Annotated in this window: 24 protein-coding genes and 1 pseudogene (1 of these 25 cut by a window edge); 12 read left to right on the top strand and 13 right to left on the bottom strand. The window is 38.5% G+C overall.

The window, feature by feature from the left end:
- From A3H37_07445 to A3H37_07415, 7 genes and pseudogenes are all read right to left on the bottom strand, one after another.
- A pseudogene (locus A3H37_07445) lies at nt 1-379 on the bottom strand (crotonase); it reaches 323 nt to the left of the window's first position.
- 101 nt (nt 380-480) lie between these two features.
- Nucleotides 481-1,629: an acyl-CoA dehydrogenase gene (locus A3H37_07440; protein ID OGL50128.1), complete on the bottom strand. Its 1,149-nt coding sequence runs from the start codon at nt 1,627-1,629 to the stop codon at nt 481-483.
- Nucleotides 1,630-1,664: 35 nt separating this feature from the next.
- The gene (locus A3H37_07435; protein OGL50127.1) at nt 1,665-2,312 is read right to left on the bottom strand and encodes a hypothetical protein; all 648 of its coding nucleotides are present in this window, start codon (nt 2,310-2,312) and stop codon (nt 1,665-1,667) included.
- A 128-nt stretch (nt 2,313-2,440) separates the two neighbouring features.
- Nucleotides 2,441-3,019 (bottom strand): hypothetical protein, encoded by a 579-nt coding sequence (locus A3H37_07430; GenBank protein ID OGL50126.1) that lies wholly within the window; start codon nt 3,017-3,019, stop codon nt 2,441-2,443.
- A gap of 3 nt (nt 3,020-3,022) precedes the next feature.
- A complete protein-coding gene (locus A3H37_07425; GenBank protein OGL50125.1) occupies nt 3,023-3,589 on the bottom strand; it encodes a hypothetical protein in 567 nt (188 codons plus the stop codon).
- Nucleotides 3,590-3,639: 50 nt separating this feature from the next.
- Nucleotides 3,640-4,461, bottom strand: a complete 822-nt coding sequence (locus A3H37_07420) for a hypothetical protein (GenBank protein OGL50137.1) — start codon at nt 4,459-4,461, stop codon at nt 3,640-3,642.
- Nucleotides 4,462-4,623: 162 nt separating this feature from the next.
- Nucleotides 4,624-5,673, bottom strand: a complete 1,050-nt coding sequence (locus A3H37_07415; protein OGL50124.1) for a butanediol dehydrogenase — start codon at nt 5,671-5,673, stop codon at nt 4,624-4,626.
- Between the two features lie 251 nt (nt 5,674-5,924).
- On the opposite strand from A3H37_07415, the gene A3H37_07410 reads away from it, so the two are divergent.
- The 3 genes from A3H37_07410 (at nt 5,925) to A3H37_07400 (ending at nt 7,504) form a co-directional block, all read left to right on the top strand.
- A complete protein-coding gene (locus tag A3H37_07410) occupies nt 5,925-6,422 on the top strand; it encodes a hypothetical protein (protein ID OGL50123.1) in 498 nt (165 codons plus the stop codon).
- A gap of 40 nt (nt 6,423-6,462) precedes the next feature.
- A complete protein-coding gene (locus A3H37_07405) occupies nt 6,463-7,101 on the top strand; it encodes an N-(5'-phosphoribosyl)anthranilate isomerase (protein OGL50122.1) in 639 nt (212 codons plus the stop codon).
- A 142-nt stretch (nt 7,102-7,243) separates the two neighbouring features.
- Entirely contained in the window at nt 7,244-7,504 is a 261-nt protein-coding gene (locus tag A3H37_07400) for a hypothetical protein (protein ID OGL50121.1), read from the top strand.
- Nucleotides 7,505-7,555: 51 nt separating this feature from the next.
- On the opposite strand, the gene A3H37_07395 is transcribed toward A3H37_07400, so the two are convergent.
- A complete protein-coding gene (locus A3H37_07395; GenBank protein ID OGL50120.1) occupies nt 7,556-7,759 on the bottom strand; it encodes a hypothetical protein in 204 nt (67 codons plus the stop codon).
- 437 nt (nt 7,760-8,196) lie between these two features.
- Between A3H37_07395 and A3H37_07390 the strand changes: the two genes are divergently transcribed.
- Both A3H37_07390 and A3H37_07385 read left to right on the top strand, forming a co-directional pair.
- Nucleotides 8,197-8,394 carry a hypothetical protein gene (locus A3H37_07390; protein OGL50119.1) on the top strand — a complete coding sequence of 66 codons (198 nt, stop codon included), beginning with the start codon at nt 8,197-8,199 and terminating at the stop codon, nt 8,392-8,394.
- 168 nt (nt 8,395-8,562) lie between these two features.
- Nucleotides 8,563-9,225, top strand: coding sequence for a hypothetical protein (locus tag A3H37_07385; GenBank protein ID OGL50118.1), 663 nt, complete (start codon nt 8,563-8,565; stop codon nt 9,223-9,225).
- A gap of 105 nt (nt 9,226-9,330) precedes the next feature.
- Here the strand turns inward: A3H37_07385 and A3H37_07380 are convergent, their stop codons facing one another.
- Together A3H37_07380 and A3H37_07375 are read right to left on the bottom strand one after the other, a co-directional pair.
- On the bottom strand, nt 9,331-9,990 hold the full coding sequence (locus A3H37_07380; GenBank protein ID OGL50117.1) for a hypothetical protein: 660 nt from the start codon (nt 9,988-9,990) through the stop codon (nt 9,331-9,333).
- Nucleotides 9,987-11,120 (bottom strand): cell filamentation protein Fic, encoded by a 1,134-nt coding sequence (locus A3H37_07375; protein ID OGL50116.1) that lies wholly within the window; start codon nt 11,118-11,120, stop codon nt 9,987-9,989. The genes A3H37_07380 and A3H37_07375 overlap by 4 nt, the downstream gene beginning before the upstream one ends.
- A 335-nt stretch (nt 11,121-11,455) precedes the next feature.
- Between A3H37_07375 and A3H37_07370 the strand changes: the two genes are divergently transcribed.
- The 6 genes from A3H37_07370 to A3H37_07345 all read left to right on the top strand — a co-directional run bounded on the left by A3H37_07370 (nt 11,456) and on the right by A3H37_07345 (nt 15,607).
- A complete protein-coding gene (locus A3H37_07370; protein OGL50115.1) occupies nt 11,456-12,271 on the top strand; it encodes a hypothetical protein in 816 nt (271 codons plus the stop codon).
- 93 nt (nt 12,272-12,364) lie between these two features.
- Complete coding sequence (locus A3H37_07365; GenBank protein OGL50114.1) at nt 12,365-13,477, top strand: hypothetical protein; 1,113 nt, start codon at nt 12,365-12,367, stop codon at nt 13,475-13,477.
- Between the two features lie 99 nt (nt 13,478-13,576).
- Nucleotides 13,577-14,026: a hypothetical protein gene (locus A3H37_07360; GenBank protein OGL50113.1), complete on the top strand. Its 450-nt coding sequence runs from the start codon at nt 13,577-13,579 to the stop codon at nt 14,024-14,026.
- 137 nt (nt 14,027-14,163) lie between these two features.
- On the top strand, nt 14,164-14,370 hold the full coding sequence (locus A3H37_07355) for a hypothetical protein (protein ID OGL50112.1): 207 nt from the start codon (nt 14,164-14,166) through the stop codon (nt 14,368-14,370).
- A gap of 490 nt (nt 14,371-14,860) precedes the next feature.
- Nucleotides 14,861-15,058: a hypothetical protein gene (locus tag A3H37_07350; protein OGL50136.1), complete on the top strand. Its 198-nt coding sequence runs from the start codon at nt 14,861-14,863 to the stop codon at nt 15,056-15,058.
- Between the two features lie 351 nt (nt 15,059-15,409).
- Nucleotides 15,410-15,607, top strand: coding sequence for a hypothetical protein (locus A3H37_07345; protein OGL50111.1), 198 nt, complete (start codon nt 15,410-15,412; stop codon nt 15,605-15,607).
- A 105-nt stretch (nt 15,608-15,712) separates the two neighbouring features.
- Here A3H37_07345 and A3H37_07340 read toward each other — a convergent pair whose 3' ends face one another.
- Nucleotides 15,713-16,162, bottom strand: coding sequence for a hypothetical protein (locus A3H37_07340; GenBank protein OGL50110.1), 450 nt, complete (start codon nt 16,160-16,162; stop codon nt 15,713-15,715).
- 336 nt (nt 16,163-16,498) lie between these two features.
- On the opposite strand from A3H37_07340, the gene A3H37_07335 reads away from it, so the two are divergent.
- Nucleotides 16,499-18,820 (top strand): hypothetical protein, encoded by a 2,322-nt coding sequence (locus A3H37_07335; protein ID OGL50109.1) that lies wholly within the window; start codon nt 16,499-16,501, stop codon nt 18,818-18,820.
- A 331-nt stretch (nt 18,821-19,151) separates the two neighbouring features.
- On the opposite strand, the gene A3H37_07330 is transcribed toward A3H37_07335, so the two are convergent.
- Nucleotides 19,152-20,147: an AmmeMemoRadiSam system radical SAM enzyme gene (locus A3H37_07330; GenBank protein ID OGL50135.1), complete on the bottom strand. Its 996-nt coding sequence runs from the start codon at nt 20,145-20,147 to the stop codon at nt 19,152-19,154.
- 306 nt (nt 20,148-20,453) lie between these two features.
- Nucleotides 20,454-21,491, bottom strand: coding sequence for a hypothetical protein (locus A3H37_07325; protein OGL50108.1), 1,038 nt, complete (start codon nt 21,489-21,491; stop codon nt 20,454-20,456).
- Nucleotides 21,492-21,627 lie beyond the last annotated feature (136 nt).

Raw genomic sequence — 21,627 nt, 5'->3', positions numbered from 1 at the left:
AAGCGATTCTTATATCAAATCCAAGGGCTATCTCGGTCCCTCCGCCAAGCGCAAACCCGTTGATTGCAGCTATTGTGATTTTGCTGCTCCGTTCAATACCTGATATTACCCTATGTCCTGTTGCAACAAAATCTCTTGCCTCATCGGGCCATTTAAGGGAATTCATGGCAGCAATATCTCCACCTGCAATAAAAGCCTTCTCGCCTGCCCCTGTAAATATCACAGCCCGCACACTTTTATCCTCTTCAAGTGAATCAAAAATTTTTCCAAGCTCTTTTATTGTTGGAAAGTCAACCGCATTGAGCACCTTTGGGCGGTTGATTGTTACAAGTGAAATCCCTTCCTCAACCATTTCAACATTAAAAAATTCCCAGCTCATAATTTCCCTCACAATCTTGAAAGTGACTCGTTGCTCGTGACTGGTGACTCGTATTTAATTAGCGAGCCACGAGGCACGGGGCACTATTACTATTACCCCACTCAGCATCCAATCAATCTTGCAATAACCATTCTCTGAATCTCGTTGGTACCTTCGCCAATGGTCAAAACCTTTGAATCCATATAAAATCTTGAAACAACATATTCCTCAGTAAATCCATAGCCGCCATGAATCTGGACTGCTTCCTCTGAAACCCTTACCGCAGCCTCTGAGGCAAAGGTCTTCGCCATTGCGGCTTCCTTTGCAAATGGAAGCTTGTTGTCGCAAAGCCATGCAGCCTTGTATGTTATAAGCCTTGCAAGCTCAATCTTTGTTGCCATATCTGCAAGCTTGAACTGTATCGCCTGATTTTTGCAAATAGGCTTGCCAAACTGCACCCTTTGCTGGCTATGGGCAAGGGCAAGCTCAAAAGACCTCTGTGCAAGTCCAATACCAAGCGCTGCAATGCTTATCCTTCCGACATCAAGGGCTTCAAGAAACTGCTTCAGTCCCTCCCCCTCTTTGCCAATCAGGTTGTCTTTTGGAATCCTGCAATCTTCAAACACAAGCTCTCTTGTATCAACAGCATGCCATCCAATCTTTTCATATCTCTTGCCAACGGTAAACCCCTTGGCTTCTTTTGGAACAATAAAAGCGCTGAATTTTTTGTTTCCCTTTGCATCCTCTCCTGTAACAGCGAGTATTATTACGCCATAACTCAATGGAGTTCCTACATTTGTTATAAAGCATTTTGTCCCATTTATAACCCACTCATTCCCTTCAAGCACAGCCTTTGTTTTTATGCCCCTTGCATCAGAGCCGGCATTTGCCTCTGTAAGACCAAAAGCCCCAAGTTTTTCACCCTTTGCAAGAGGAATAAGATATTTTTTCTTCTGCTCCTCAGTCCCAAAAATCATAAATGCAACAGAGCCTATTGTAATGTGAGCATTCCACGTTGCCGCAACCGACTGGTCAGCCCTTGCAATCTCTTCCATTGCCGCAACATAGGCAACCATACCGGCATTGCTTCCTCCGTATTCCTCAGAAATCAGAAGCCCCATCAGGTCAAGCTCTGCCATTTTTTTGAAAATTTCTGTTGGGAATTCTCCTGTCTTATTCCATGTGTCAGCCTTTGGCATTATCTCCTTTTCAGCAAAATCCCTGCACATATCCTTGAGCATCTGCTGTTCTTCAGTAAGTTTAAAATCCATCTTCATCCTCCCCTGATTAACCATTTAACCGTTTATTATTTCATAAATGTAAAAGTACACCCCTGTCCGCCTGGTTTATATTGAAACTTGATATCAAGGTCATACCACTGCTTTGCCAAATCCTCATACCACTGCTTGCAATGGGAACAATAATAGGATACTCCCTCTTTGTTCCTTTTGCTTATCCCTTCTCTTTCAAGCCTTCCGCCTGAATTACAAACCCCTTTAAGAATTATCTTTTCATCATCCTCAACCCATTTGAAGTCGCTTCCAAGGACATCAACAAACCATTTAAGGGTTTTCAGCGTATGGACTCCACCTTTTTCAAACATAGGTCTTGCAAAAACTTCAGCTATGTATTCAGAATATTTTTTTACCTCTTCCTCACCAAGTTCTTTGCCAACATAGTTAAAAGCAACTCCGCACCATTTTACAAAAGCCCAAAGGCATTCAGCATAATCATTCTGCATCCTTTTGTATTCAGCCTTCAGCTTTTCATAATCAGCTTTTGAAACCATTCCCTTCTTTGCTGCTGAAACTGATACTTTTTTTTGTACTGCTTTTTTCTTAACTTTTACTGATGCTTTTTTTGATACTGCCTTTTTCTTAATTTTTTTTAAAGGTTTCTTTTTAGCCTTTCTGGACTTTGAGAGTTTCTTTGATTTAGCCTTTTTTACAACCATATTCCTTAACTCCTTTGCAGCTTTCTGTAATTTGCATGGAAATCTACAAATATAATGAACTAAATCTCTTTTATATACACCCGCATTTCCAATAGAATCTGGAATGCACCTCTATATTCTTCCAAAGATTACTTCTTTTTAGAGCAGATAACCTGACAGTATTTGTCCCCTCTACACATTGCTTTTGGAACATCTACGCTCACGCTGTCTGCCATTCCTGCTGCTTTAACTATCCCTTCAATAAAACCCTTGGTAACGCCGTGGAGCGACTCGAAATAGTTCTCCTTCTTCTTTGCTCCGAATGTCTTCTGCGCAACTTCAACAAAGGGGCAAAGAGTTATTTTGCCTACAAGTTCTGTCTTTGCCTGTTTCCTTGCATTGAAATTGCAGAACCTCGCAGTCTGGCAATATTCAATAATCCTTCCAAGGTCAGATAGCTTCTTAATCTCTCCAATCTTTAATATAACCTTTGCATCCTTTACCCATTCCGGAGGGTAATTTTTCCAGAGGTTAGCGTGAAGCTTTTGAGCCTTTTCCTTTCCAACTCCCTTTTCCATTCCATTATACAAAAAGTAATCAACTGCCACGAAGCTGTTAAAGTTTGCTCTCCCCTGCTCTTCAATGCTTCTTTTTATCCTCTTTAAAGCCCCAAAAAGAGGTTCTTCTTCGCCTTCGATTGTTTTGAATGGTTCTAAAAATCTTGACATTTTTTATGCCTCCTTTTTCTTTCTTACAAAGACTCTGCATACATCTGTACAGCCATCTCTGCAAAGAAACAAATCCTGGTCTGCATCAACCTTTCCTGTCATTCCGGCTAAATCCACAAGCTTCCACACAAATTTCCTTGAAAGTTCTGCTTCCTGCTTGTAGTAATCAAGCCTGTCGAGGTGGTTATCCGTGGGCCCATAGGCTGGGTTTGGACAGAAATCAATTATCCCCACATGGCTGTCCGGACTCTCTTCCTGAATATTGTATATGCACGGATATGCAAGCCAGCAGAACTGAAAGATTTTTCCAAGGGTTGGAATATCCTTTACTTCATTTATCCCAAGCACTTGCTTTGCCTGCGCAAATGAAACCTCTGCAAGCCCTTCCCATACCTTCCAGTAGACTTCAAGCGCTTCTTTTGGCCCAAGAGCGCTTTTCAGAGTCTTCCATGTATAATAGACATGGGCAAAAATTGCCCTTGTTGCATCAAGGCAGAAATCCTCAAAATTTTCCCGACCTGTCTCCTTCATATATTTCAGGGGAAGGTCTTCCTGTATTTTTTCTGTCATATTTTCCTCCTATAATATAAAGTGTTATGCTTTCAGTTTTGCACTTTGTTTTATTTTTCCTTTGGTCTGTATCCTAACAAATTGTCGTACACATCAGTCCTTCTGTCAGCAAAGGGGTTGTTAAATTCAGACCAGTGGCGGTATCTTGCAGCCATCACATTTATTTCAGCAACAACAATCTCCGGCTTATCAAAAGATGCAGGACCTGCCACAAAGTTTCCTGCAGTATCAATTACACAGCTGTTTCCAAGATAGGTGCATCCCCTTTCAATCCCGATTCTGTCAGCGCATATTGTAAAAACACTGCTCATAAGCGAAAGGGCGCTTGCAGTATGTGCCGCAGCAGGCTTCTCAGGCGTCTGGATTCCTGGAACAATAACCCAGTTTGTCGAGTCGCATATGATATCAACACCCTGAGCCATATAAATTCTTGTTACCTCCGGAAACCATCCGTCATAACAGATTCTGTTGCCAATTTTTCCGAAAGGAAGCTCAAATACCGGGAACCCTGCATCCCCAGGAGTAAACCACATCTTCTCTTCATTCCAGAGATGAGTTTTCCTGTATATTCCTATAAACCCGTCTGGTCCAACAACAGCAACGCTGTTATAGAGCCTGTTCTCTTCTCTTTCAGTAATTCCGGCACAGATATAGATATCTCTTTCCTTTGCAGCCTTCATCCATGCCTTTGTTGTTGGCCCGTCAGGAACATATTCCGCATTTGCAAAGGCTTCCTCCCTTGAATTATAAATGTAGCCTGTATTGCAAAGCTCGGGAAGGACTGCAAGCTTAACCCCCTTGTCAGCAGCCTTATGAATGAGCCGCAGGGATTCATTCACATTTCTATCCTTGTCAGAAATTCTTGGCTCCATCTGAAGGGCAGCAACTTTTATAAGGCTCTCCTTTCCTTTTTCTCTTTCTCCCGGATATGGTGGGACCGGACAGCAGGTGGGAATTTTTACTTTCTCACTTGGTTTTTTTGCCATTAATTCCTCCAGTTTTTAAATAAATGCCAAAGACTTTTTTATAGCTGATTACATTGAAACCAGAATCTTTATATTTTTTTCAGGGTGAGAAATAAGCTCATTAAATCCTTTATCTATTATTTCACTCAGTTTAATTCTTCCGGTTATTAAAGGCTTTATATTCACCCTTCCGTCTGCAAGAAAAGAGATTGCCGCAGGAAACTCATTTGGATATGCAGAGCTGCCAATAAGTTCCTTCTCGTGCGCCTGCATCCTTGCAAAATGGAATTGTGCAGGAGCCGAGAAGATTCCAACAATTACAATTCTTGCGCCTTTGCCTGAAAGCTTTATTGCAGAGTCAACTGTCTCAGCCTTCCCAACACACTCAAACACAAGGTCAGCCCTCAGACCGTTTGTATCCTCGTGAATCATCTTTCCAACATCACCCTGCGCCGGGTCATAAACCTTTGTTGCTCCAAGCTCAGCAGCAAGCTTTTTTCTGCTTTCCATTGGCTCAATAACAAAAACCTTGCTTGCGCCTGACGCCTTTGCAACCTGCATTACAAGAAGCCCGATAGGACCTCCTCCCACAATTGCCACAACATCACCGGGTACAATCTTTCCCCTCTTTACAGCATGTGTTGCAACAGCCAAAGGCTCAACAAACGCCCCTGCCTCATCTGACATCTCCTGAGGGAGCTTATAGCAGGTATAGGCAGGAACAACTACATATTCTGCAAATGCCCCGTCTGCACAAAGCCCTGTGCTTCCAAGTTTTGCGCAGAGATTATACTGCGCCTTTTTGCACCAGTGGCATTCATGGCACACAAGGCAGGCATCAACGGTTACACGGTCACCTGTTTTAAAGTTTTTAATGCCTTCCCCAACTTCAACAATAGGCCCGCAGAATTCATGCCCCAAAGTAACAGGAGGCATTTTCCCTGTAAGGGGGTGTGGTTTTGACGGGATGATAACAGGACCTTTGAGATATTCATGCAAATCCGAACCGCAGATTCCGCAGTATGTAACTTTTATCTTAACTGTGCCGGCAGCAACCTTTGGTTCCGGCACATCAACAACTCTCACATCCTTCTGACCATACCATACAGCAGCCTTCATAATCATATTCTCCAAAGGAGTAGTTTTAAAAAATATTTCTGAGAAGCTTCAATGCTAAGGTTATGTCAAAGCTCTGAACTCACCTTTCAAATAAGGCTTTTCTCACCACCTCTGAGGAAAAAAGTCAAGGAAAAAAGTTGAGAATTTTTGAAAAGGAATATAGTGTATGTTTAGATTAAAGAAATTTTAAAAAGATTACACAGATTACTATTGTTTTATAAAATTGATTTACAAGTATTTTTAAAAGGCTTATGAAAAAAATTTTGGCATTTATAGTGGTTTTTTTCATCCTTTATTTTCTCTATTCTGAAACTTTAAAAAAAGACAACGAGAATGGAAGCAAGGTTTCTTTTGTTTATAAAAGTTTAGCGAGGATAACCGGAACTTTTTATAAATATTTTGAAAAAACAAGTTTTGGCAGAAAGTTTTCTGACTATATCAAAACAGAGGGACTCGTAAAAGATGTATTAAACAACTATCAGTATTTTGATAAATATCAAATAAAAATAAAAAGAGAAGGATTGTTAAAAGAAAAAGAAAAATTGAAATCAGCAAGTTTTGTGAGAAAATATATTCAGGGAAAATTTATAGATATCTCTATCAACCTTTTAAACAATGAACTTGAAAGGGTGGAAAGGATAAAAAATAAGGGAGAGCGCGCCTCTCTTTACAAGGAAGTAATAGAGGAAAAAATCGAGAAGAAAAACTTCCTTAAATCCAGAAAGGGCATGTTAAAGGAAATAGAATAGGAAGAAAATTTAACACAATTTAGTTTTTAATTATAAAAATATGAGCCATCTTCTAACTAAAATCAAAATCTGCGGGATTACAAACTCAGAGGATGCACTGGCAGCAGTAAAATATGGAGCTGATGCGCTGGGATTTGTCTTTTATAAAAAAAGCCCGAGATATGTTGAAATTTCAAAGGCGCATGAGATAATTTCTCATCTCCCAGCATTTATTCCAACTGTTGGAGTTTTTGTAAACGAAACCTTTGAGAACATCCAGAAAACAGTTGATGAGTGTGGTATTGGAATTGTCCAGCTTCACGGTGATGAGGATGAAAAATTTTGCAGTAAATTCAGGACTAAGATTATAAAAAGTGTAAAGGTGAGTGATGAAAAGAGCATTGAAAAAATCAAAGAATATAAAGTGTCAGCATTTCTTCTTGATGCCTTCTCTGAAGAGATACCGGGAGGCACAGGAAAAACCTTTAACTGGGATTTAGCAGTAAGGGCAAAAAAATATGGCAGGATTATTCTTGCAGGCGGGCTTAATCCTGAAAATGTAAAAGATGCAATCTTAAAGGTAAACCCTTACGCAGTTGATGTAAGCAGTGGTGTTGAATCAAAACCCGGGAAAAAAGATTATGAAAAGATGAGAAGGTTTATAGAGGCGGTAAGAGTTGTTGACAGGGTAAAAAAATAATGTCAAATGACAAAGCTCAAAGTTCAAATAAAATTCAAAATCCAAAACATAGTGGCTCTTGGCTCGTGATACGAACAACGAATCACGAACGACGAATTGATTGCTTGACCCCTTGAACCCTATCTGATATTTTAGAAAAGATATGGAAAAGACAGAAGAAAAAAAAGAACGCTTCGTTTTCAAGGACCTTGGAGATGAACTGCTTATCTATGACTCACAATCTGATAATGCCCATTTTCTGAATGGCACAGCAAAACTCGTCTTTGAACTTATTCAAAAAAACTGCTCATTTGATGAGATTGAAGAAGAGATAAGAAAGAAGTTTAAAGTTTCGGATGACAAAAATGTAGCCAGTGAAATAAAAAAAACCTGCGAAGATCTTAAAACCAAGGGATTGCTTTAGCCCGGAGTTTTGGAATACGGCATACGAGCAACCTACAGCAAACAAGTATACTTAACCCCTCAGATGCCTCAGAAAGCTTTCTGTTCTCTGGTTTTTGGGATTTGAGAAAACCTGTTCAGGGCTTCCATCCTCAATTATCCTCCCCTCGTCAAAAACCAGAACCCTGTGGCAGATATTTTTTAAAAACGAAATCTGGTGTGTGACAATCATCATTGTCTTTCCTTCTGTTGCAAGATTCCTGATAACCTCAAGCACTTCAACTGCAAGCTCAGGGTCAAGGGAGGAGGATATAGCCTCTTTTTTTAATGTCGCTCAAGGTGTTCTCTGCAAAAACAGGGGATAAAAAAATTGGAAAAATCAGGAGCAGATAAAGAATGAATATCAGTGAAAAAAGATTTTTTATTCTAAATGTCATTATTGTTATTGAAAATGCAAAACGAGCGCATTCCCTGCAACTCAATGCAGGGTTTAGCGAGCGAAATATAATAAATGAAAAACTTCAAATAATTTTGATTTTATTTTACTTGGGTAAAACAGAAAAGTCCATCTTGAAAAGAATAATATAATTTTTGCTAATTTTTGCGACAAAAATCTTGACACTAAATTATTTCAATATAAAATGTTTTTATATGTAGAATAAGTTTAAAAGTAAATGTTAGGCGAGGTCTACAAATGACAGGAGATGTAGCAAAATGAAAAATATCCGAATAGTAACCGATCCATACGTGGAGGCTAAGAATATCCGAATTGTTACTGATCCCTATGTAGAAGCGGAGGAGGTTCGTCTCGCTACCGACCCATATGTAGAGGCTGATAATGTCCGGGAAGTGGATGACCCATATGTGGAAGCTACCAATGTCAGAATAGTAACAGACCCATATCGCTATTAACACTTCGCAGGCGGAGTTACGAAAGTGATTCAAGGTAGTTGATGTGAGAATGCACTCATCAAAGTGGGTACACCCCATGACATGGGGCTTTCGCCTAACTACCGGATCGACTCGGACTCCAAAAGCTGGCGCTTTTGTCGCCGGTCATCCGGAACGTTATATCACTGAATGAAAACTACCGGCATATACATACAGAGTGATTTATTATCACAGATGTCTGAGGACGAGACAGTTGTGCTCTTCCAGATTTTTCGGATAACTAATTCACTTGAGTTTTGGATGCGATTACATCTCTTAATACCCAAAGAGCGAAATAAAGTATTTGATTTCAGAAACCGTATGGAACTGTACTTTGCGCTGATAAGCATTTATAAAGAGTCGATAAAAGAGTTCGATAATCACCTTGCAACGCTCCTTTTAGATATGAACCTTTCTAATGATCTAAAGAGCCGTATTTCACAATATACTGAATGGCTATCGAATTGGAAAAAAGACGAGTACTTAAAAGTGGTTGATAGGATACGCAATTCCCTAAGATTTCACTTGAAACCACATATATACAAAAATTACATAAAAAACGGATCTGAATCTAAAGACCTACTGATTGGCATAGCAGATGATAAACGTTACATAGATTTTCTTTTGACAGAACCATATACTTTTGAGTTTTTATATATCGCTGAGATTGTTCCAGATATTCCAGAAAAACACAAGATAGATTGGATTCAGGAAAGAGCTATAGAAGAAACGAGCAAATTTTTAAATCTTCTCAGAGAAATTATAAGAGAATTACTGAAAGGTCATTCTTACAAGAAGGAGATAGAGATATAACAAGTCATTGGAGTGAACGAGTGCCATACGACGCTTTTTTAGGATGCATTGTTTTAAGATATGCAAATCAGTTTTAGGTATGTTGTTAAGATACAGTGGCACTCGTCAGTCATCAGGACGTTCAAGATCGCTCTCGCTGTATGTATCAGTCAGTCCGAGGAAATCAAGCAGGTATGGGTCACGGAAAACAAGGTCAGGGGTCATTTTGTCTTCTTCCCTCAAAGATTGAAGTTCCTGTCGAGCGAGTTCGGAAGGTTTTTTAGAAATGGCAGTGCGCTCAAAAAGCAGACTGTTTATCTTCTCTTTCAGGGTACGGGTACTCCAGCGCTCAACCCGGCACATCTCGGTATAGAAGTCTCGTTTAAGGAAATCTTCAAGATAAATTATTTCCCGTAAATGAGTCCAACTTAATTGTGCACTCAATGCGTGCACAATTTGCCTGTCCGAAAATACTTCTGCAAAACGTATCATACTAAAGAGGTTGCGTGCTGTGAAGCCTTTGCCGTAATCGGTAGATAATTGTGCAGATAGTGTCTGCACAATTGCCTTCCCGTATTCGGCTCGTTTTTCTTTAAGAATATCCTGTTGAATCCTCTTGCCAATATTCCAGTAAAGCACCACCAGCTCAGTATTAATCATCCGTGAAAAGCGATGACGTGATTGCTCTATCATTAAGCGAATATCTATTAAAATCTGACCAGTTACTTCTGATTTTTTACCTTTAAGAGTCACTAATGCTTTATCTTTACTTTTCATTTTTTTCATTTCTCAAACAACCTCAGATATTCTTTGAAGACAAAAAGTCTGTTTCTTTTGAAACCTGTTATTTCTTTTAAAATACCTATTTTCTGAAAGTCCTTTATAAGCTGATTCGCTGCAGGGTGAGTAATTTGTAATCTTTCCCCAACTTTTTTTGCACTCATAATGGGTTCTGAATAGAGAAATCTTAGCAGACTCTGTCCAATTTTAGCTTTTCTTCCCAATGTCATAATTTCAGCTTCACACTTATGCCGTAATGCTATGATTTGCTCAAAGGTCATTTTACTCTTTTTAGCGGTTTCTGTAATACCAACCAGAAAAAACTTAATCCACTGCTCAATGTTATTTGAAACACGCGCCATAGTCAGAGAATCATAATAGGTTCCCTTATTACGTTCAAAAAAATCTGATAGATAGAGCGTTGGCTTGCTTAGCATACCTTTTTCAATAAGATAAAGAGTAATGAACAGGCGCCCAATACGTCCGTTTCCATCTAAGAAAGGATGAATTGTTTCAAATTGGTAATGGCTGATAGCATTTTTTATTAAATGTGGTATTTTAAGATTATCATTATGCCAGAATTTCTCAAGGTCACTCAGCAGAGCTGGAACCTCGTTATGGTGAGGTGGAACAAAAGATGCATCTTTGAGAGTTGCACCTCCAATCCAGTTCTGACTTCTCCTGATTTCACCGGGGTTTTTATGTTTGCCTCGTGCTCCTTCAAGTAAGGTTTTATGTGCCTCTTTGAGCAGCCTAATTGAAAGCGGTAGCTTTTTTAATTGATTAATTGCAGAATTCATTGCCTTTGTATAATTCTGTACCTCAACCCAGTCATCCTTTCTTTCAGGCTTTATCTCTTCTATAGGCAGGACTGCTTCATCAATACCCGTTTTTGTCCCTTCAATTCTGCTTGAAGTTGTTGCCTCTTTCATCACATGCATATGGATAAAAAAGTCCACATCAGGAACAAGGAGGGAGTAAGCGTTTAATTCACCTAAAAGCCTTGTTGCATTTTCCAACAGGATATCAATTTCCCTGTCATTCCATCTGAAGGGAACATTAATAAAAGATGGCGAGAAACTTTTATAGCTACGCTGCTGTTTAAAAGTCCCTGTTTTGAAAAATATTTTTGGCATGGTTTTATTACATTAAGATTTTTATATGTAAAGTTTATTTGATAACTTTACATATGTCAATTTAAATGTAAGTTTCAGACTCTTTCCATCCATGTAGGTTAAAATAACCTACTTAGAATTGTAAATTTATACTCCTCATATTTTTCTTCTTGCCTAAACTATTTATTTTTATTACTCATTTAAAAAGAAAAATCAGCAGGAGAGGAATCTCCCTCCTAATCGATAGGCGGGATTTTCCAATCCCGCAATTTGACAATCAGTAGCAGCAGGTCAGGAGACCTGATTCTACCCGGGTAGCAGCAGGTCTCCTGACCTGCAAGCAAAAGGATTTTCATTTGAAACAGGAACAAAAAATCATTGATGCACATATTCACATTCACTTTAATTTTAACCGCTCTGTCAAGGATGCAAAAAAAATAGGGATTAATTATTCTCCTAAAGGGCTTATGAATGACCTGAAGGAGAACAATATAGTAAAAGCGGTTATTATGAGCACCTTCAGCAACGACTTTGCCAAAGAGTTCGTAAGAAAAAATTCAAAATATTTCTGGGCAGCGGCAACAATAAATCCTCTTGATTACAAAAAAAAAGATTTGGAAAAACTGGATAATGATTTTAAAAATGGTTTTTTCAAAGCTATAAAATTATACCCCGGTTATCTTAAGTTCTATCCGGCAGATGAAATATGCAGCCCCATATACAAGCTTGCGATAAAATATAAAATTCCGGTCTATTTTCATTCAGGCGACACATCCTTTCCAAATGCAATGCTTAAATATGCCCATCCCTTTAACATTGATGAGCTTGCCTGCAAATTCCAGAAACTGCGGATAGTCATCTCCCATCTTGGAAATCCATGGATAACTGACACAAAAGAAATCATTGCAAAAAACCCAAATGTCTATGCTGACCTCTCAGGCTTATTCCCCGGAAAAAATATTCCATACAAAGAAGAGCTGAAGAAAAAGTTGCTGGAACAGATAGAAGATGTGATATATTATGCTGGACCTGATAAGCTTCTCTTTGGCACGGATTACTCGCTTGTGTCGCACAGAGAATATCTGGAGTTCATAAATAGGCTTAAGATTCATTCAAAAGACTTTGATAAAATTTTTTACAAAAACGCAGTCAAGCTTTTTGGAGAAACATAAATACAGTATTAAGGATTAAGCAGTAAGTATTAAGCAAAAAATTAATTCTTAATTCTTTTTACTTAATGCTGAAAAAATGAAAGGAAAACTTTAATGCTTAACAAAAAGAAAAGAATCTCACGGCGCTCTTTTATAAAGGCAGCAGGTTTTGCCACTGCCTCTATCCCTCTTTCTTCAGCACTTAAAAACTCTGTCACAAATGCCTTTGCAGAAACAGCCAAACAAAGCGCAATAACCATTTCTGATGTATTTACAATCACACATTCAAAGGTGATGAATGAAGCCGGAAAAATCAGCCCTGCCATTGCAAGGGAAATGGTTGACAAGGCTGTAATAAGCCTGACCGGTGAAAAAAATATCAAAGATGCATGGCACAATATATTCCCAAACCTTAAAGAAAAAGAAATTATAGGGTTTAAGGTAAATGTAACAAACCACCAACTTCCAACCCACCCTGAAGTTGCCTATGCAATTGCTGACAGCCTGTCAGAATCAGGGATAAAGAAAAATAATATTCTGATATGGGACAAGCTTGACCGGAGTCTGGAAAAAGCAGGCTATATTATCAATGACGGGAATGATGGTTACAGATGTTTTGGGCATAACCATAACAATATTGGCTATGATAAAAATACTAAAGTCAAGATTCCAAGCGTTGACCTTGAGCTTTACCTTTCAAAACTCTTAACTCAGTACTGCGACTATATCATAAATGTCCCTGTCCTGAAAAACTGCCTGAATCAATCAAGCAGCGGAGCTTCCAAGGCAGGTGTAACTCTCTCTCTTAAGAGCGCTTACGGTTATATTCCCCTTGGAGACGGACCATTTTTCTTTAAACCTGATGAAGTAAATGCAGGAATAGTTATCCAGAAAATGCATAACCATACGGCAAATCCTCAGATTGCTGAATTAAATCTTCACCCTCAAATAAAAAATAAAACCAAGCTGGTTCTATGCGACGCCATTATGGGAATCTGTGAAAACGGTCCTTTTGGACCTCCACAATTTATAAATAACCAGATTATTGCAAGCAGGGATTTAGTAGCCCACGATGCTGTAGGGCTCAGCATCATTGATAAAAAAGCTAAGGAGATGGGAAAGACTTTAGCAGCGGAATTTGCCTTGCACATCAAAGCTGCACAGGACTTAGGCCTTGGAAACAGTGATTTAAAAAATATAAAGCTAACCAATTTCTCAATTGGTTAAGCCCTGTTCTAAAAATGACAACTTTCAGAACTGTTCGGGAAAAAGTTTGGATTCCCCTTTTCGCGAAAATCACTACAAACCATTGGCTCACATAGGGACATGAAAGTAGGACAGGCGGGACCTGCCTGCCGGCAGGCAGGTAAGAGTGACAAGAAGCATATACTTGGGCTATGGCAAGGGGCAACTGAGAACTCCACAGTCTGCAACAATCTGCTGGATGATATTGAGAGGATAAACCCCTCTGCTGCAGCGAGTCTTAGGAAAGGTCTTGAGGAAACCCTTACTGTGCATCACTTAGGTGTAACAGGGCTTTTAAGGAAGACCCTTTCCACTACAAACCCTATTGAGTCCTGTTTCTCCGTAACCAGGACTATCACTGGACGGGTCAAAAGGTGGAGCGGTGGAGACATGGTTCAAAGATGGGCGGTAGCAGCTCTCTTAAGGGCAGAGAAGAAGTCCAAGAGGGTTAAGGCTACAGAGAGAGAAATACCAAAACTCGTTGCTGCATTAGGACAAAAATCTCTTGACAGAAAGGAGATGGTTGCTTAAGATATGGTCAAAGGGTCCTTTCTACTTCAACTAAAGGAAGGGACTATCTCACATTATTGATTAAAAATGCATTGTTAAAGTCTAAAAACTACTTTTACAATAATGGAAACTAAACACTTTTTTTAGAGAGGGAGGAAATGAAAATATTAACAATTAGAGAGGCAGCCAAGATATTAAAAATCAACATGCATACTGCTTACAGGTATTCCAAAGAAGGGAAAATTCCTGCTATAAGAGTTGGAAGAAACTGGAGAATTCTGGAAGAAGTTTTGGAAGACTGGTTGGTAAAGAAAACAGGAAAAGACCTTGGTGCCTGGCACAGGAAAAAACCTGAAAAAAAGTAATGATTAATTAATTCAAGCTGTTGCCATCTTACTATGTAACTATTGTAACACTCTGCGATGAAACTGAATATTGCGCGAGTGCAAAAAATAGCTGAGTTGATATATCTATCAGCAAATCGAAGAGTTAAGCATAAATGTTATTGATTCTATCGCAATACCCACAACTTGCTGTGGGTATTGCGTTCGCTACGCATTTTCAACAGCCTGTCAAACAAGTTTTACACAAACATTCCAAACTATAATATACTGTTTTTATTATAGTTATTAAGATTTCTTAAATAAAAACACTCAGAATAAAAACCTTTCAGAAGCATTGGCTTAAACCTTGACATTTCATAAAATACCAGTATTAGTTTTGATGGATAGGTTTTAGCTGTTACAGGAATGTTTCGCTAATCAGTAAGCGGGCTAAAATCAAATGTCCATTTGGACTTGGATTTATATGGAGTTATGATTAGCAAAAGGAGAAAAACAAATGAATTTTGATGAAATGAAAAAAAAATGTCCTAACTTAAACTCAAACATTAAATGCAATTGTTCCTATTCAGGCTGTGAAAAACATGGTCTGTGCTGTCAGTGCATCCAGTACCACAGGAAGCGCAATGAAATTCCAGCCTGCTTTTTTCCTCCTGAGGTTGAAAAAACATGGGACAGATCCTTTAAAAAATTTATTGAAACGTGGAAGTAATTTTTTTAGTAGGCGGGGCAGAAAACCCCCGTCTATATTTACAGGCAGGATATCCTTGTTTTGTAGAATTTTTCAACCGGCAATTATTTGTCGATATGGTCTTTTTGTGTAAAAAAGTTTTCAACTTAATGCTTAACTTAGATACAAAAAATAAAAATTACTTTTAGCATAAAAACCTCTTTTGAAACCCTTTCAAAAATTATAACTTTCTGTATTCATTCATTAATTCCTGAATTTAAACCTGCAAAACTTCTTTGCAAACCTCTTCCACAATCCAGAAGAAATATTTTGGCATAGATTTTGCTATATATAATTACAGAACGTTTTAAAGATAAAAAAAGGAGGTGTAGAATGTCTTATCCGGGAGTCATTAATATTCCAAGAAGGTTCAGGGAAATCCTTCCAGATGTAGCCCTTGAAGTTTATAAAAAAGCCTATAAGTTTGCATGGGCGCTGTATAAGGGCAACAAAGAAAGGTCTATTCAGTTTGCCTGGAAGGCAGTAAGATCCAGCGTAAACGAAATGATTAAAGAAACAAAATGGAATTAAAAATTTTAAATCATTCAGGTTTAGTTGATAAATTGAAGGGAGATAAAGAGATTGCTCATCCCCTAACAAACAGCCTCTCTTTAATCCCTTCATTTATCATTTTGATTAAGGATTAAACTTTTCCTTAAGAATCTTTTCTGCTTTTTCAACTATGCCCTTTTCAGTATTATAACTTAATATCTTGCATGCCTTTTCAATAGTAACCCACTGAACATCTTCAACCTCTAAGTCATGGTTTTGTGTCTCACCATTAATATACTTAATAAGGAAGAAATATACTCTCTTGAAAATTTTTATCAAATCGCCCTTTTTATCTTTATTTGAATACCAATAAATAATATCTCCGATTTTATCCAATACCTCTCCGGTCAACCCTGTTTCTTCCTTTACTTCCCTGACAGCAGTTTCTGTTAAATGCTCTCCTTCTTCGACATGCCCCTTTGGCAGACACCAGATTTTTCCTTTCCTTTTTGAAATAAGGGCTATTTCAAAAGAGTTCCCGCTCTTTTTAAAAATCACACCCCCTGAAGATATTTCTATAACTTTCTTAGTCACTTAGATTCCTTTTTTTAAACTGCGCTTTTTTGATGGCAAAAAATATTCTGGACATCAACTACCAGTATTGCTGTGTGGAGTGGATTTATTTTTTCCTCTAATGAAGAGAAAAAGACTTTTTCCATAAAAAATCTCCTTGATAATCTGCGGCTTTGGACTTTATTTATAATAATAAACCTGTAAATACAATATAAAATTCATCTGAATTTTTTCTTTGATCTTTTTGTGGCTAACTTTCTTTGGAAAGAATCATAATGATACTATGAAGGAATAAATTAATCATTGTGATAATTTATAGACAGAGTAAAACTTGCCACATGGGAGTAATATGAATTTATGATCAAGCAAAAAGGGATTCTCTTCCTTGCCATCACATTTACAGGTTTCTATGCTCTCATAATGCAGGTTACATACATAAGAGAGATTCTTGTAGTCTGCTATGGCAATGAGCTCTGTCTTGGTCTCATTCTCGGTTTCTGGCTTTTTGGAATCTCTGCAGGCGCCTATGGCGGCAGTAAAATCTCCATCAGGGTTTCAGAACCTTTAAAATTATTTTTCTTTTTAGCAATCCTGTTAACTTTTGTCTTTTCAGGATTAATATATTTCATAAGAACAGGCAGAACCATCTTGGAAGTGCCTCCCGGAGAATATATGCCTTTTTTAAAAATGGTTCTTTTTATATTCCTCGCTGTTTCACCCGGAAGCGCCTTTATAGGCTTTACATTCCCGCTCATTTGCCTTGCAAAAGCAAATGACGAGGGAAAGCCTGCAGATGGAATTGCAAATGTTTTTATTTTCGAGGCTTTTGGAAGTATCCTTGGCGGGCTTCTTTTCACATTCCTTTTTGTCCCCTACTTTTCCTCATTTACAACAATAACAATAGCCAACTCAATTGCGTTTGCAGTACTTGCAGTTTTATCAGCAGAATTTCAAAAAAAATCTTCCAGGGTTTCAGCTTTTTTAATACCCGCCTCGCTCTGCATTGTACTTCTCCTGTGCCTTAACTTTGGACTGATAAAAAAGATAGAAGATTTTACTGTTCAAAAAAGATGGACCTCCTTTACCAGCGGCTTAAAACTTCTATCATCTGTTGATTCCAAATATCAGAATATTGCAATTGGCAAATCAGAAAACCAGTACAGCCTTTTTTTAAATGGCAATTATACCTCTTCATTCCCTGATGAGTATCAGCAGGCTCTCTTTGCGCACCTTGCAATGGCAGAGCATCCAAATCCCAAAAATCTCTTATTGATTGGAGGCGGAGTAACAGGGATAATTAAAAATATTCTAAGATATGAGATTACAGGACTTGATTATCTTGAGCTTGACTTCAGAGAGATAGAATCTCTAAAAGACTTCCTTCCTGAAGAAGACAGAAATGCCCTTGCAGACAGAAGACTTGCAATTTTCCCGTTTGATGGAAGATATTATGTAAAAAACTGCAGAAAAACCTATGACCTGATAATCCTGAACCTTCCTGACCCATCAACAGCAATGATTAACCGCTTCTATACAAGGGAATTTTTCTCTGATTTAAAAAAGCTCTTAACCCCTGAAGGAGTAATTGTCACATCAATAACCTCTGAAGTAAATTATTTTGGAAAAGAGATTTTAAGCTATACCGGCTCGCTTTATAAAACCCTGAAAGAAGCATTCAGATTTGTCCTTGTTTCTCCGGGTGAAAAAAATATATTTTTTTCTTCTGACAGTAACAGGTCAATAACCTTTGATAGAAAAATCCTTGCTTCGCGGTTTTCTTCAAAAAATATCAGTTCATACTACTTCACCCCATTTCACTTTGAACTGCTCCTGCCCAGGGAAAGGGTGGAGTTTGCAAGAAAGAAACTTTCTGAACTGAAAGATATCCCTGTAAACACAGATGAAAAGCCTGTGACATATTTTTACAGCCTGCTCTTATGGGACAGGCTCTCTGGCTGGAAAAAATCATCTCAGTTTCAGTTTGCAGACTATGTGAAGTTTTTAAGCAAAATAAAATTTTACTGGTATCTGCTTCCTCTGCTCTTTTTCCTTATGCTAAGGCTTGCTTATCTTTCTGTTTCCAAGAAAGGCACTGAAGATATTAAAAAATTTAACTCTGCATTTTCTATATTTGCTGCTGGTTTTGCAGGAATGGCTTTCAGTATAATTTTAATTTTCGCCTTTCAGAATATCTTTGGCTATGTCTATCAGAAGATTGGCTTGATAGTCGCAACCTTCATGCTCGGTCTTGCAATTGGTGGCTATTTTATTAAAACCCTGCTAACAAAAAAGATTCAAGCAGAAAGGATTCTCTTTGCAAACCTCATCCTCATTATAATATTTTCCCTGTCTCTTTCCCCTCTCATACTGTTTTTCACAAGAGTTCAGGCAGGAAGCCTCTTGCCAGTTGAGATTTCTTTTTCAGCATTCCTTTTTATTGCAGGGCTTTTAACAGGAACTGCTTTCCCGTGTGCTTCAAAAACCTACTTTTCAGCCTCAGGAAATACAGGAAAAACCGCAGGAATTATTAACAGTGCTGACCATCTCGGAGCATTCTTAAGCGCCATTCTCACAGGAGTATTTTTCGTGCCAATCTTCGGAATTTCAAAAACCTGCCTCTTTATAGCCGTCTTGAACTTTGTGGCAGTGGGGATGTGGTTGGTTTCACAGAAAAAATAGGCGCTTTAGCTTCAACATACCCAACAATATGTTGTTTCCCATCCCATATTCTCAAATCCGGATTTCCAGCCTCAGTTTTTTTAGGTAGGGTAGTAACATTTATCTGTTTCTTATTTACTGACTCAGCATAATTTTTAAAAAGTTCCTCAAGGCAGGAACAATAACTTTTCTCTCTTGCATCTCCTCTTTTTGCAACATCTAATATTCGTTCAAGGTATGATTTCAGCATAATTTATATTTTTAATTACATTTAAGGATGGGTGATGTAACCTTATATCATAAATGCAGGATGGTCAATTTAAGAAGTTTATGGCAGACAAATTTTCCTTTTTCAGCTCCACACACCCGGAATCTTTTCTTTACATTTGCCACATCTGCCAGCTTTAAGATTATTCTCTCTTATGTAGAAGCCAACCCTGTTTATAACAATACTCTTGCATTTGGGGCAGTAGGTGTTCTCCCAAGGGTGTCCCGGGACATTTCCAACATAGGGAAAATTTATCCCTGCAGATGATGCAATCTCCCTTGCCTTTTCAAGGGTTGTTACAGGGGTTGGAGGAAGGTTTTTTATCTTATAGGTTGGATGAAATCTTGTGAAATGTACAGGCACATCTTTCCCAAGGTTTGCAACAATCCATTTTGTCATCTCTTTAAATTCTTTTTCGCTGTCATTTAAGGTTGGGACAATCAGTACGACAATTTCAAACCAGATGCCAATATTTTTCAACCTGACAAGTGTTTCAAGAACAGGCTTTAACTCGCCTGAACAGGTTTCCTTGTAGAACTTCTCTGTAAAGCCCTTTAAATCAATTTTTATGGCAGCCAGATACCTGCATATTTCCTTCAGAGGTTTTTCCTGAATAAAGCCATTGGAGACCATCACTGTCCTTATCCCGGTCTTTGCGCTCAGTCTTGCAATATCATACATATACTCATAAAAGACAACAGGTTCAGAATAAGTTCCGGCAATAGTTAATGCATTGTCAGCCTTTGCGTTCTTGTGAACTTCAGAAGGTGGAAGATAGATGCTGTCAACCTGTTCAGGCCGAAACTGGGCTATCTCCCAGTTCTGGCAGAATTTGCATTCAATATTGCAACCCGCCGTAGCAAGCGAATAGGCAAGAGTGCCCGGCAGATAATGGAAAAACGGTTTTTTCTCTATGGGGTCTGTATGGATTGAACATGGATAGGAATGGACAAGGGTATAATATGTTCCTTTGTGATTTTCCCTGACACCGCAGTAACCTCTTTCCTGGTTTGCAATCGAGCATTTTTTGGGACAAATCTGGCACTCAACCTTCATTTCAGGTTTCTTGTCATAGAACATGCACTCCTTAAGCTTTATCTCTTTCTTCTTCTCCTCGCCGAATATCCCTGCATAAGATGGTGTTGAGGCAGAGTGGACAGAAGAGAGAAGACTTAATGCGCAGCCACCTTTGATTGTGTTTGCTAAAAACTTTCTTCTTGAGATTCTGCTTTTCATATAAAAAATCTCTTTATTGAGATTGCTTCGCTTCGCTCGCAATGACAGAAAAGAGCAGAGCAAGGCTCTGCCTGCCTGTTCGGCACCTGCCAACCGCAGGCTGGGACAGGCAGCTACTATCTACTATTCACTGTTCACTATTCACTCTTCTTACACCCTCACCACTTCAATCTTTCCAGAATCACAATTGCCAAGCTTCAAATCCGCTGCAGTTTCTATGTATTTTGGCTCTCTTTTAGCTTCCTTAAAAGAAGACAAACCCTTTTCCTTTCTTTTATCTTCGATAATCTTTGCTCCAATTCTGTCAAGCGCAACAGGGTCAGTCGCCATGATTATTCCGTTAAAATTCCATACCCATTGAGGATTGTATGCAGGTCCACCGTGGTACTGGGCAGTGATTGCATCACAGATTATTAGTCTTAATTTATCTTTTATATAGGGATGGGAATTAAGGTCTGCCACATAGGGGTTGCAGTTGCTGTCGTGATATTTATTTGGATTATGAATTGCTCCATAAAAATTTTTCATCCCGATTGAAACACCTGCAAGGTCATGGTCTTTTAGCACAGGAACATTGATTATTGCTGAACATCTTTTTGAAATTATCCTGCTGAAACAGCTTCCAACTGAACCGGTTATTTCAGGCTCTGGCTCATAATCTCTGTTTGTGCCAAAACACTTCACACCCTTGCTGTAATAGTTAATGGCATAGCCTGCCTTTTGAAGGTCTATGTCAACCTTGTCCCAGACTATAATCTGCTCATCTTCTAATCCTGCAAGCTTTAACCCCTCAATTATTAAATCAACAACCTCTTTTCTGGGAGATAATCCCCTGCCTGCAAGGCAGTTTAATTTAATTCCAACAGTATCGTCTTTATTAAAAAGAGCCTTCCATGCATTTGCTACATCTTTTTCTCCTGCAAGGGCTTTTATGGATTCTGAAATTATTTTTCTTGCTAAATCTTTTCTTGCCCTGCCCTCTTTATCCAGTATTTCTTTATCCTGTCCAATAATGACCTTAGCCTTTGCTCCAGATTTTGAAATTTTTTTAATTTTTGAGGGCGTGTTCTTTTTATTTCCCCATAACCACTCAGGAAGTTCACCATGGGCATTTTTTTTAAAGCCATTAAAAGATAAAAGAGCTGCTCCGATTCCTAAAAATCTTTTTAAAAATTTTCTTCTGAACATAACATATAAAAAAAGGATTCTAGCAGAATGATAAAAAGCTCAATAAATGTCATTACGCCTGTGTCACAATTCTCATGTTGTCATTGCGAACGACTCCTTCGGCATTGCTCAGGACAGGCTCCGGGATCACCTGCCT

The organism is Candidatus Schekmanbacteria bacterium RIFCSPLOWO2_02_FULL_38_14 (assembly GCA_001790855.1).
Classification (GTDB): domain Bacteria; phylum Schekmanbacteria; class GWA2-38-11; order GWA2-38-11; family GWA2-38-11; genus 2-02-FULL-38-14-A.
Note: the sequence above shows the minus strand (reverse complement) of the source record. Positions and strands in the feature narration are given on the sequence as shown.

Coding starts and splice junctions, on each gene's coding strand:
- A3H37_07440 (OGL50128.1), bottom strand. CDS start 1,629: ATGGATTTTAAACTTACTGAAGAACAGCAGATGCTCAAGGATATGTGC.
- A3H37_07435 (OGL50127.1), bottom strand. CDS start 2,312: ATGGTTGTAAAAAAGGCTAAATCAAAGAAACTCTCAAAGTCCAGAAAG.
- A3H37_07430 (OGL50126.1), bottom strand. CDS start 3,019: ATGTCAAGATTTTTAGAACCATTCAAAACAATCGAAGGCGAAGAAGAA.
- A3H37_07425 (OGL50125.1), bottom strand. CDS start 3,589: ATGACAGAAAAAATACAGGAAGACCTTCCCCTGAAATATATGAAGGAG.
- A3H37_07420 (OGL50137.1), bottom strand. CDS start 4,461: ATGGAGCCAAGAATTTCTGACAAGGATAGAAATGTGAATGAATCCCTG.
- A3H37_07415 (OGL50124.1), bottom strand. CDS start 5,673: ATGAAGGCTGCTGTATGGTATGGTCAGAAGGATGTGAGAGTTGTTGAT.
- A3H37_07410 (OGL50123.1), top strand. CDS start 5,925: ATGAAAAAAATTTTGGCATTTATAGTGGTTTTTTTCATCCTTTATTTT.
- A3H37_07405 (OGL50122.1), top strand. CDS start 6,463: ATGAGCCATCTTCTAACTAAAATCAAAATCTGCGGGATTACAAACTCA.
- A3H37_07400 (OGL50121.1), top strand. CDS start 7,244: ATGGAAAAGACAGAAGAAAAAAAAGAACGCTTCGTTTTCAAGGACCTT.
- A3H37_07390 (OGL50119.1), top strand. CDS start 8,197: ATGAAAAATATCCGAATAGTAACCGATCCATACGTGGAGGCTAAGAAT.
- A3H37_07385 (OGL50118.1), top strand. CDS start 8,563: ATGAAAACTACCGGCATATACATACAGAGTGATTTATTATCACAGATG.
- A3H37_07380 (OGL50117.1), bottom strand. CDS start 9,990: ATGAAAAAAATGAAAAGTAAAGATAAAGCATTAGTGACTCTTAAAGGT.
- A3H37_07375 (OGL50116.1), bottom strand. CDS start 11,120: ATGCCAAAAATATTTTTCAAAACAGGGACTTTTAAACAGCAGCGTAGC.
- A3H37_07365 (OGL50114.1), top strand. CDS start 12,365: ATGCTTAACAAAAAGAAAAGAATCTCACGGCGCTCTTTTATAAAGGCA.
- A3H37_07360 (OGL50113.1), top strand. CDS start 13,577: ATGAAAGTAGGACAGGCGGGACCTGCCTGCCGGCAGGCAGGTAAGAGT.
- A3H37_07355 (OGL50112.1), top strand. CDS start 14,164: ATGAAAATATTAACAATTAGAGAGGCAGCCAAGATATTAAAAATCAAC.
- A3H37_07350 (OGL50136.1), top strand. CDS start 14,861: ATGAAAAAAAAATGTCCTAACTTAAACTCAAACATTAAATGCAATTGT.
- A3H37_07345 (OGL50111.1), top strand. CDS start 15,410: ATGTCTTATCCGGGAGTCATTAATATTCCAAGAAGGTTCAGGGAAATC.
- A3H37_07335 (OGL50109.1), top strand. CDS start 16,499: ATGATCAAGCAAAAAGGGATTCTCTTCCTTGCCATCACATTTACAGGT.
- A3H37_07330 (OGL50135.1), bottom strand. CDS start 20,147: ATGTTCTATGACAAGAAACCTGAAATGAAGGTTGAGTGCCAGATTTGT.
- A3H37_07325 (OGL50108.1), bottom strand. CDS start 21,491: ATGTTCAGAAGAAAATTTTTAAAAAGATTTTTAGGAATCGGAGCAGCT.